At 60.1% G+C, this 11,481-nt stretch carries 5 protein-coding genes; all 5 read left to right on the top strand.

What is annotated here, in order from left to right:
- The first annotated feature begins 235 nt into the window (after positions 1–235).
- The 5 genes from recC (at position 236) to CKW14_RS28420 (ending at position 11,439) form a co-directional block, all read left to right on the top strand.
- Complete coding sequence (gene recC, locus CKW14_RS28440; protein WP_095126608.1) at positions 236–3,688, top strand: exodeoxyribonuclease V subunit gamma; 3,453 nt, start codon at positions 236–238, stop codon at positions 3,686–3,688.
- Positions 3,685–7,374, top strand: coding sequence for an exodeoxyribonuclease V subunit beta (recB, locus tag CKW14_RS28435; protein WP_095126607.1), 3,690 nt, complete (start codon positions 3,685–3,687; stop codon positions 7,372–7,374). Before recC ends, recB begins: the two co-directional genes overlap by 4 nt.
- Complete coding sequence (gene recD, locus CKW14_RS28430) at positions 7,371–9,479, top strand: exodeoxyribonuclease V subunit alpha (RefSeq protein ID WP_095126606.1); 2,109 nt, start codon at positions 7,371–7,373, stop codon at positions 9,477–9,479. The genes recB and recD overlap by 4 nt, the downstream gene beginning before the upstream one ends.
- A gap of 119 nt (positions 9,480–9,598) precedes the next feature.
- Complete coding sequence (locus tag CKW14_RS28425) at positions 9,599–10,174, top strand: YfiR family protein (RefSeq protein ID WP_095126605.1); 576 nt, start codon at positions 9,599–9,601, stop codon at positions 10,172–10,174.
- Positions 10,171–11,439 carry a diguanylate cyclase domain-containing protein gene (locus tag CKW14_RS28420; RefSeq protein WP_095051047.1) on the top strand — a complete coding sequence of 423 codons (1,269 nt, stop codon included), beginning with the start codon at positions 10,171–10,173 and terminating at the stop codon, positions 11,437–11,439. Before CKW14_RS28425 ends, CKW14_RS28420 begins: the two co-directional genes overlap by 4 nt.
- Positions 11,440–11,481 lie beyond the last annotated feature (42 nt).

Genomic DNA, 11,481 nt, shown 5'->3' with positions numbered 1-11,481 from the left:
CATCCCGAACTCAGCAGTGAAACGATGCATCGCCGATGGTAGTGTGGGGTTTCCCCATGTGAGAGTAGGTCATCGTCAAGATTAAATTCCGAAACCCCAATTGCGAAAGCAGTTGGGGTTTTGTTTTGCCCGCAGGAAAGTTCGTACAGCATTCAAGGATGTCGTCCGGCTGTCATACCCTGTCGACAATGCTAAGGTTCTGCCCTGGCTTTTGTACTTCTCCAAGGAAACCCTTATGCCGGACGCCCAGTCCCTCAACGCTGCATTCATGGTGGTCCAGAGCAATAGTCTGGACGAACTGCGCAGCCTTGTGATCAGCATAATGCGGCGCTATCCACTGGCCCCGCTGGAAAACGAAATCGCTCTGGTGCAGAGCAACGGTATTGCGCAGTGGCTCAAACTGGCCTTGGCTGAAGATCCAGAGGACGACGACCTCGGAGGTTGCGGTATTGCTGCCGCGATAGATGTGCAACTGCCGGGCAGTTTCATGTGGCAGCTTTACCGCATGGTATTGGGTCGAGATGAAATTCCTCCCAAATCCCTGCTCGATAAGGCCCCGCTGACCTGGCGCCTTATGCGTCTGCTGCCACAGGTCATTGATCGCCCGCATTTCGAGCCGTTGCAACGCTTCCTTACCCATGACACCGACCTGCGCAAGCGCTATCAATTGTCCGAACGCTTGGCGGATCTGTTCGACCAATATCAGGTGTACCGGGCCGACTGGCTGGAAGACTGGGCCGAAGGCCGGCATCAATTGCGCACTGTCAGAGGTGAAGTAAAACCACTGCCCCCGACCAGTTGCTGGCAGGCAGAACTGTGGCGTGCGCTGCTGGATGACGTGGGTGAGCAAGGTATGGCGCAGAGTCGTGCCGGCGTTCATCAACGGTTTATTGAGCGCATCAACAACCTCAACGAAGCACCTGCGGGATTGCCTTCGCGAGTGATCGTTTTCGGGATTTCTTCGCTGCCAGCCCAAGTACTTGAAGCGCTGGCCGGGCTCGCGCGTTTCAGTCAGGTTCTGCTGTGTGTACACAACCCGTGCCGGCACCATTGGGCCGACATTGTCGCCGACAAGGATCTGCTGCGCCATCAATACAAACGGCAATCGCGCAAGACCGGAATGCCAGCAGTGCTGGATCCTGAAACACTGCATCAACACGCCCATCCACTATTGGCTGCGTGGGGCAAACAGGGCCGGGACTACATCAACCTGCTCGACAGTTATGACGATCCCAATAGCTATCGGGCGGCTTTTCGCGACGGCCGCATAGACCTGTTCAGCGAAACTCAGCCGCACAATCTGCTCAATCAACTCCAGGACGATATCCTGGAGTTGCGCCCACTCAACGAAACCCGTGAGCACTGGCCTGCTGTCGATCTGGCACAGGACGAGTCGATCCGCTTTCATATTGCCCACAGCGCACAACGTGAAGTCGAAATACTGCATGACCAGCTCCTGGCACGCTTCAGTGCCAACCCGGATCTGCGTCCGCGCGATGTGATCGTCATGGTGCCTGACGTCGATAGCTATGCCCCGCATATCCGCGCAGTATTTGGTCAGCTTGACCGGCATGATTCGCGGTTTATTCCCTTCACGTTGGCGGATCAGGGGCAACGTGGCCGTGATCCACTGCTGATCGCGGTCGAACACCTGCTCAAGCTTCCCGACAGTCGTTTCCCGGTCAGTGAAATTCTCGACCTGCTCGACGTTCCTGCACTCCGCGCTCGCTTTGGTGTAGAAGAGCGCGACCTGCCGACACTGCATCGCTGGATCGAAGGCGCGGGAGTGCGTTGGGGCATGAATGCCGAGCAGCGAGCGGGTCTGGGTTTACCCGACGAGCTTGAGCAAAACAGCTGGCATTTCGGTCTGCGTCGCATGCTTCTGGGCTACGCCGTCGGCAGTGCCAATGCATGCGAAGGGATTGAACCCTACGATGAGATCGGCGGACTCGACGCCGCACTGATCGGGCCGTTGGTGGCTCTGCTCGATGCGCTGGAACTGGCCCACCAGCAGCTCACCCAACCCGCTCAACCCAAGGAGTGGGGATACCGTTTGCAAGCGCTGATGCAACTGTTCTTCAAGGCCAGTAACGAGCATGACGACTACTTGTTGACCCAACTCGAAGAGCTGCGCGAAACCTGGCTGGAAACCTGTGAGGCTGTAGGTCTGGCGGATGAGCTACCACTGACCGTGGTTCGTGAAGCCTGGCTCGCCGGCCTGGACCAAGGGCGTTTGTCTCAGCGGTTTCTGGCCGGTGCCGTGAATTTTTGTACGCTGATGCCCATGCGCGCCATTCCATTCAAACTGGTCTGCCTGCTGGGGATGAACGACGGCGACTATCCCCGCGCGCAGCCGCCGCTGGACTTCGACCTCATGGGCAGCGACTACCGTCCGGGAGATCGCTCACGACGTGAAGATGACCGTTATCTTTTGCTTGAGGCGCTTTTGTCGGCGCGCAATCAGCTGTACATCAGTTGGGTGGGGCGCAGCATCCGCGACAACAGTGAACGACCGGCCTCCGTGTTGATTGGCCAACTGCGCGATCACCTCGCCAGCGGTTGGCGATTGCTCGACGAAAATCGCGATCTGTTGAGTGCCATGACGCAAGAGCACCCGCTGCAACCGTTCAGTGCGCGCTATTTTCATGAGGGCGACCAACTCTTCAGCTATGCCAGCGAATGGCAGGTTCTGCATCAACAGCATGAGCCTCAAAACGAAGCGCAGTTACTCACTCCTTATGTGCAAGAAGACCCGTTGAGCCTAGCGTTGTTGCAGGACTTTTTGCGCAACCCGGTCCGGCATTTTTTCACGCAACGCCTCAAGGTGTATTTCGAAGCGGCCGAAGCCCCCCTGGCCGATGAAGAACCCTTCGTGCTGGACGCATTGCAGCGTTACACGCTCAGCGACAGCCTGCTCGAAGCTGCTCTCAGGCAACCGGACAATGTCGAACAGGCGCTGACTGCCCAGGCACGACGTCTGCAAGACAGCGGTCTGTTGCCAATGGCCGGGTTTGGCGAGTGCCTGCAGCGAGAGCTGATCGAACCTCTGCCGGATCTACTGCAGCGTTATCAGCAACTGCTGACATTGTGGCCGACCCCGTTGAGCAGTGCCACGCCGGTCAACCTTGAATTGCAGGGCTTGCGACTCGAAGGCTGGCTCGCCGGTTTGCATCAGCGCGCCGACAGTGGCCTGTTGTCGGTCACGACCATTCCCAACAGCATTGGCTCGATCAAAAGCCGAAAATGGCATCGCCTGACCAAACCCTGGGTCAATCATCTGGTGGCCTGCGCCAGTGGACTTTCCCTGAGCACCGCATTGGTGGCCAGCGATGACACGCTGCTGCTTGAACCGATGGAGCCGGATCGAGCGGTACGTTTCCTCGGTGATTTGCTCCTCGCCTGGCAGGCCGGGATGCGTCAGCCACTGCCGATCGCGGTAAAAACTGCCTTCGCGTGGCTCGCTCAGAGCGACCCGCTGAAGGCCGAAGCGGCCGCGCGTAAAGCCTATGAAGGTGACGGGCAGACCAGCGAAGGCGAGCGCCGCGAGAGCCCGGCGTTGTCACGGCAATTTGCCGATTTTGAGGCATTGCTTGCCGATGAGACGTTCTCCGGTTGGTGTGACGCCTTGTATCGCCCTTTGTTTGAAGCGCCCTGGCGTTCGCTGTCCACCGAAGGGGCTCGCGCATGAGTACCAAGACACCCCTCGCACTGGCATTCCCGCTACAGGGCAGCCAGTTGATCGAAGCCAGTGCCGGTACCGGTAAAACCTTTACCATTTCGGCTTTGTATCTGCGGCTTATCCTCGGGCATGGTGACGAGGCGTGTGGATTCGGCCGAGAATTGTTGCCACCACAGATTCTGGTGGTGACCTTCACCGATGCCGCGACCAAGGAACTGCGGGAGCGCATACGCACGCGTCTGGCTGAGGCCGCTCGATTCTTTCGTGACGAAACGCCTGCGCCCGACGCGCTGATCGCCGAATTGCGTGATCAATTCGACTCCCCACAATGGCCCGGTTGCGCCAACCGCCTCGATGTCGCCGCGCAATGGATGGACGAGGCAGCTGTCTCGACGATCCACAGTTGGTGTCAGCGCATGCTGCGTGAGCATGCGTTCGACAGCGGCAGCTTGTTCACCCAATCCCTGGAAACCGATCACAGCGAGTTGCTCGGCGAAGTGCTGCGCGATTACTGGCGGCTGTTCTGTTACCCGATGCAGGGCGATGCCTTGAATTGGGTTCGCAGCAATTGGGGTGGGCCGGCGGCGTTGTTGCCTCGCGTGCGCGGCCTGTTCGCCAGCGAGCGTGACAGCGACGAGGGCAAGGCGCCTGCGGAGCTGATCGATGAATGTCTGCAAGAACGCCGTGCCGCGCTGATCGAGCTGAAAATGCCATGGTGTCAGTGGGCAGACGAATTGCTCGCCATCTGTCATCAAGGTGTTGCGAGCAAAACTGTCGACGGTCGCAAGATGCAGGCGCGTTACTTCGAACCGTGGTTCGAAAAGCTCAAGGCATGGGCCGAAGATGAGTCCCTGGAGCAACTGGATATCGGCACCGGTTTCACCCGACTGACTCCCGACGGGATGGCCGAAGCGTGGAAAGGCCAAGCTCCCAGTCACCCCGGCCTGGACGCGATGCCAAAGCTCAAGTCGAGCCTCGATGCATTGCCAACCCCTGATGCCGCAGTGTTGCAACATGCCGCCAAATGGGTAGGCGCGCGCTTTGAAGAAGAGAAGCGGCGTCGCGCCGAGATGGGCTTCGACGACATGTTGTTGCGCCTGGATGCCGCTCTGCAATCCGACGGAGGCGAACGTCTTGCGACGTTGATTCGCGAGCAGTTCCCGGTCGCGCTGATCGATGAGTTTCAGGACACCGACCCGGTGCAGTATCGAATCTTCGAAAGCATCTATCGCATCGAAGACAATAGTCCTGAAACCGGCCTGTTCCTGATTGGTGATCCGAAGCAGGCGATCTACGCTTTCCGCGGTGCAGACATCTATACCTACCTGCGTGCGCGTCAGGCCACCACTGGCCGGCTGCATACGCTGGGCACCAACTTCCGTTCCAGCCACGGCATGGTCAACGCGGTCAATCATGTTTTCGCACGCGCCGAGTCCCGAGAGCAGGGCCGCGGGGCGTTTTTGTTCCGCGAGAAAAACGGCGACAACCCGGTGCCGTTCCTCCCCGTCGAATCTCAAGGTCGCAAGGAACAGCTGCAAGTTGCCGGGCAAGCTGTCGCGGCGTTGAATGTCTGGCACTTGTCCACCGACCAGCCACTGTCGGGTGCGGTCTATCGTCAGCAGTTGGCGGCAGCGTGCGCCAGCGAAATCACCTCGCTGCTCAATGGTGGGCAAAACGCTAGCGCAGGGTTCATTCAGGACGGCAAAGATTTCAGAGGCCTGAGGCCGTCCGACATCGCGATTCTCGTGCGCGACGGCAAAGAAGCCCAGGCCGCGCGCGGAGAACTCGCCGCCCGTGGTGTGCGCAGCGTTTACCTGTCGGACAAGGATTCGGTATTCGCGGCACAAGAAGCCCACGACCTGTTGTCCTGGCTCAAGGCCTGTGCCGAGCCGGATGTCGAACGCTCCCTGAAAGCCGCATTGGCCTGCATCACCCTGAACCTGCCATTGGCTGAACTGGAACGTCTGAACCAGGACGAACTGGTCTGGGAAACCCGGGTCATGCAGTTCCGTGGCTATCGCGAGCTATGGCGCAAGCAAGGCGTGCTGCCGATGTTGCGCCGCCTGCTGCACGACTTCCATCTGCCGCAAACCTTGATGACGCGCACCGATGGCGAGCGTGTCCTGACCAACCTTTTGCACCTGTCGGAATTGATGCAGCAAGCAGCAGCGGAGCTGGACGGTGAACAAGCGCTGATTCGCCATCTGGCTGAACTGCTGGCAGTGTCTGGCCAGGCCGGCGAAGAGCAGATTCTGCGTCTGGAAAGTGATGAGCAATTGGTCAAGGTCGTGACCATCCACAAGTCCAAAGGCCTGGAATATCCATTGGTGTTCTTGCCGTTCATTTGTTCGGCAAAACCCGTGGATGGCAGTCGCCTGCCACTGCATTACCACGATGCAGAGGGCAAGGCTCAAGTGAGTTTGAAACCAACTGCCGAGTTGGTAGCGCAAGCGGACGATGAGCGTCTGGCCGAAGACTTGCGCTTGCTCTACGTTGCGTTGACTCGCGCACAACATGCCTGCTGGTTGGGCGTGACGGATCTCAAACGGGGCAATAACAACAGCTCGGTGCTGCACCTCTCGGCGCTGGGTTATCTGCTTGGTGGCGGCGCATCGCTTGGCGAGTCCAGCGAACTGAAACGCTGGCTGCAAGACCTGCAACTAGACTGCCCGGCTATCCATATCAATGAAATGCCCCAACCTACCGACGAGCATTACCAGCCGCCACGCAATGACGCCGTGCTGAGTGCCACACTGTTGCCCAAGCGCAAGGCCAGCGAGAACTGGTGGATCGCCTCCTACAGCGCTCTGCGCATCAGCGACGTGTTGAGTGGCGGCAGCGATGAAGCACCGGACAGCCCACAAGCGCAAAAGCTGTTTGATGACGAACGCCTCGACCCCGATGCGCCGCGGGAAATCATTGCCGGCGGCGCCGATATCCACCGCTTTCCGCGCGGTCCCAATCCGGGAACATTTCTCCACGGTTTGCTGGAATGGGCCGGAGATGACGGCTTTGCCGTTTCCCGCGAGGCGCTGGAGGATGCGATTGCCCGACGCTGCAACCTTCGCGGTTGGGAGGGTTGGATCACCACCTTGAGTGACTGGTTGCAGCATTTGCTCAAATCGCCACTACCGATTGCCGGCGGGCAGCCACCGGTTGTACTCGAACAGCTGAAGCAATATCGGGTCGAAATGGAATTCTGGTTCGCCAGCCATAAAGTCGATGTACTCAAACTCGACGAACTGGTGCGTCAGCATACGCATCGGGGCGTGGCCCGCGTGGCAGCCGAACCGGTGCAACTCAATGGCATGTTCAAAGGCTTCATCGACCTGACCTTTGAACACGATGGCCGTTATTACGTGGCGGACTACAAATCCAACTGGCTCGGTGTGGATGATCAGGCCTACACGGAGCAGGCCATGGAACAGTCGATCCTCGACAACCGCTATGACTTGCAATACGTGTTGTACCTGCTGGCGTTGCATCGCCAGCTCAAGGCGCGGCTGCCTGATTACGATTACGACCGACATGTCGGCGGCGCGTTGTATCTGTTCCTGCGTGGCACGCGTGCTGACAGTCGTGGTGTGTATTTCGCCCGTCCCCCTCGTGAACTGATCGAGCGTCTCGACCGTATGTTTCAAGGAAAACCCGAACCCAAGTCCGAACCCGCCTGGGAACAGGGAGTCCTGCTATGAGCCGCACCTTTGCCGATCTGCTACCCATACCGCTCGCAGCCGACAGCCTGTCGAGGCTTTCGCCGCTGACCAGCGCCGATGACCTGTTGATATTGCTGACTCGTTGGGTCGAGCGTGGCTGGCTGCGTGCGCTGGACAAAGCGTTCGTCGCGTTCCTGCACGAACTTGAGCGCGACACGGATCCGCTGGTGCTGTTGGCTGCCGCCCTGACCAGCCATCAACTGGGCCACGGTCATGTCTGTCTTGATCTGTACGAAACCCTGAAAGCTCCTGACTTCGCGCTGTCACTGCCCCCCGAAGGCGACGTGCAAGGCGGTGTGCTGTTGCTGCCGTCGCAATTGCTTGAGGCGCTCGACGGTGCTCATTGGTGCAGGGTGCTGGCGGGCAGCTCCTTGGTCGCGCTGGCGGCGGATTCCAGCGATTTCGCACAGCAACGCCCGCTGGTATTGTCGGGCAAACGTCTGTATCTGCGACGCTACTGGACCTACGAGCGGCGCATTGATACGGCGTTGCGCCAGCGCCTGGAGCAAGTCGAACCAACACCGGACGATCTGCCGCAGCGCTTGAACGAACTGTTCGGATCAGCCAGAACCGGCGAGGTAATCGACTGGCAGAAACTCGCCTGCGCCCTTGCCACTCGCGGTGCCTTCAGCATCGTCACCGGCGGTCCGGGTACCGGCAAAACCACCACGGTGGTGCGTTTGCTGGCCCTGCTTCAAGCGCCCGCAGTCGCTACCGGTCATCCGCTGCGGATTCGTCTGGCGGCACCGACAGGCAAGGCCGCGGCGCGGTTGACCGAGTCCATCAGCCAGCAGGTGCAGTCGCTGAAAGTTACCGAAGAGGTGCGGGCGAAGATTCCTTGTGACGTCACCACCGTGCATCGCTTGCTGGGCAGCCGTCCCGGCACCCGCCATTTCCGCCACCACGCCGGCAATCGCTTGCCACTGGATGTGCTGGTGGTCGACGAAGCCTCGATGATCGACCTGGAAATGATGGCCAATCTGCTCGATGCCTTGCCACCCCATGCACGCCTGGTTCTGTTGGGCGACAAGGACCAACTGGCCTCTGTGGAGGCCGGCGCTGTACTGGGGGATTTGTGCCGTGACGCCGAGGGTGGCTGGTACAGCCCGCAGACCCGACAGTGGCTGGAGTCGGTCAGCGGTGAGTCGTTGCAGGGCAGCGGCTTGCATGAAGACGTCGATGGCGCCCACCCGCTGGCCCAGCAGGTGGTCATGCTGCGCCACTCCCGGCGCTTCGGCGAGGGCAGCGGGATCGGTCAGCTCGCGCGTCGGGTCAATCAACAGTTGCCGGATGAAGCGCGTCAGTTGCTCACCGCCGGACACCATGACGATGTGTATTCGTTGCCGCTCAAGGGTGAACACGATCACAAGCTGGAGCGCCTGCTGCTGGAAGGGCACGGCGACGGCCCGCAGGGTTACCGCCATTATCTGAGTGTGCTGCGTGATCAGCGCCCACCCTCGGCTCGGCCCCTCGAACATCCGGACTGGGTCGTTTGGGCCCGCGAGGTCTTGCAAGCTTTCGACACTTTCCAGTTGCTGTGCGCCGTGCGCAAAGGGCCATGGGGTGTCGAAGGTCTGAATCAACGAATCACCGCCGCATTGCTCAAAGCACGTCTGATTGAAAACGATCAGCAATGGTACGAAGGCCGTCCGGTTCTGATGACTCGCAACGATTACGGTCTGGGCTTGATGAACGGCGACATCGGGATCGCCCTCAAGCTGCCCGAGCGCGAAGGGCCGGACGCGGGAAAACCGGTATTGCGCGTGGCCTTCCCGCGCAACGACGGGCAGGGTGGCGTGCGTTTTGTATTGCCAAGCCGCCTCAACGACGTCGAAACCGTCTACGCCATGACGGTGCACAAGTCTCAGGGCTCGGAGTTTGCCCACACCGCGCTGATCCTTCCCGATGCCTTGAACCCGGTGCTTACCAAAGAATTGATCTACACCGGCATCACCCGCGCAAAGCACTGGTTCACCCTGATCGAATCCCGCCCGGGGGTGTTCGAGGAGGCAGTGCAGCGCAAGGTCAAACGCCTGAGCGGGCTGATGCTGGAACTGGAAGAGGGTGCCGTGCCTCGGGGGTGAAAATCCAGACGATTGACGGCGATTACTGACCGACCGGTCAGAGGTCGCTGTCTCGCTGGCGTTCCAGTGCTGTGCTATCGTTGCGGCATCATTTCGCTACGATCCAAGAGAATCCCTGCATGAAGGTGTCTGTCTGGGCGACAGAGCGCGTAGTTGTCTGCAAGCACGCGTTGCTTGTCGGTCTGCTCTGGTTGTTGACGGGGGCGGCTGTCGCACAGTCGCAAGCGCCGACGGGCATGGCCGAACAACGGGCCAAATCTGTCACTCAGGTCGTTCTTGGCATTCTCAGCTACGCGCGCTGGCCGGTGGAGCCGGCGCAATTGCGCCTGTGCATCGTTGGCCCGACCGAATACACCGACGACTTGGTCAAAGGCACCACGCAAGCCACTGGCCGGCCGGTCACCGTACGTCGCCTGCTGGCCGACAACCCGGCCATCATCAGCGAATGCGATGCGGTGTACATCGGCAAACTCACGACGGATGAACGCGCTCGCTTGTTCTCTTCGCTGATCGGTCATCCGGTGCTGAGCATCAGCGAAGGCGGCGATCAATGCACGGTCGGCAGTCTGTTCTGTCTACGCATTGGCGATGAACAGGTGTCTTTCGAGGTCAACCTCGACTCCGTTGCCCGCAGCGGCGTGCGTATTCACCCAAGCGTGCTGCAATTGTCGCGTCGCAAACCGGCGGCGCCATGAAACTGTTCCGAGCGGAAAAACGCCCGACGTTGGGGTCGGTCATCGGCCGAGGGCATTTGATTGTTGCGCTGGTGGGCGTGGCGATGGCCAGTGTTTCGCTGACGTTGCTCGGCGTACTGGCTTTACGGGTGTACGCCGATCACAACCTGCACTTGATCGCCCGTTCGATCAGCTACACCGTGGAAGCTGCGGTGGTGTTCAACGACAAGACGGCCGCCAACGAATCGCTGGCGCTGATTGCTTCCGCCGAAGAGGTCGCTGATGCCCAGGTGCTGGACAGCCAGGGACAACTGCTCGCGCATTGGCAGCGACCGGAAAACGGCTTGTTCTCTGAGCTGGAAATGCAGATCACCCGCGCCGTCCTGGAGAAACCCATCAGCCTGCCGATCGAGCATCAGGACCGTGAAATCGGTCGCGTATTGCTCACGGGTCATGGCGGTAGCCTGATGCGCTTTCTGCTCAGTGGTCTGGCGGGGATCATCCTCTGTACCGCGATTAGCGCCTGGGTCGCGCTCTACCTGGCGCGGCGCCAGTTACGCGGCATCACCGGCCCCCTGCGCAGCCTGGCCGCCGTCGCCCACGCCGCACGCAGTGAACGCGCGCTGGACCGCCGTGTGCCGCCGGCGAAGATCGCCGAACTCGACAACCTCGGCAATGACTTCAACGCCTTGCTCGACGAACTGGAATCGTGGCAAACCCATCTGCAAAACGAAAATGAAACCCTCGCTCACCAAGCCAGTCACGACAGCCTGACCGGTTTGCCAAACCGCGCCTTTTTCGAAGGGCGGTTGATCCGCGCGTTGCGCAATGCCGGCAAACACGATGAGCGCGTGGCCGTGTTGTTTCTCGACAGTGACCGTTTCAAAGGCATCAACGACAACTTCGGCCACGCCGCCGGTGATGCGGTGTTGGTGGCCGTGGCCAACCGCGTCCGTGCGCAATTGCGTGAAGAGGATCTGGTGGCGCGACTGGGCGGTGACGAGTTCGCGGTTCTGCTCACGCCGCTGCACAAGGTCGAAGATGCCGAGCGAATTGCCGACAAGATCCTCGCCAGCATGGACATGCCCATCGCGTTGCCGGGCGACACCAGTGTGGTGACCTCGCTCAGTATCGGCATTGCGGTTTTTCCCGATCATGGTGCCACGCCGGGGGCCTTGCTCGATGCCGCCGATGCGGCGATGTATCAAGCCAAGCGCCTGTCGCGCGGCGCCCAATTCACGGCCGGGGCGGAGCACCCGGTCGATTCCGTGCAAACCAGGAGCTGACTCTCGTGTCCACACTGACCATTCGATCTTTTTACGCTGTGC

Origin of the sequence: Pseudomonas sp. Irchel s3a12 (assembly GCF_900187485.1) — a bacterium.
In the GTDB taxonomy this organism is placed as follows: domain Bacteria; phylum Pseudomonadota; class Gammaproteobacteria; order Pseudomonadales; family Pseudomonadaceae; genus Aquipseudomonas; species Aquipseudomonas neuropathica.
This window is presented reverse-complemented; position numbering and strand designations above follow the sequence as displayed.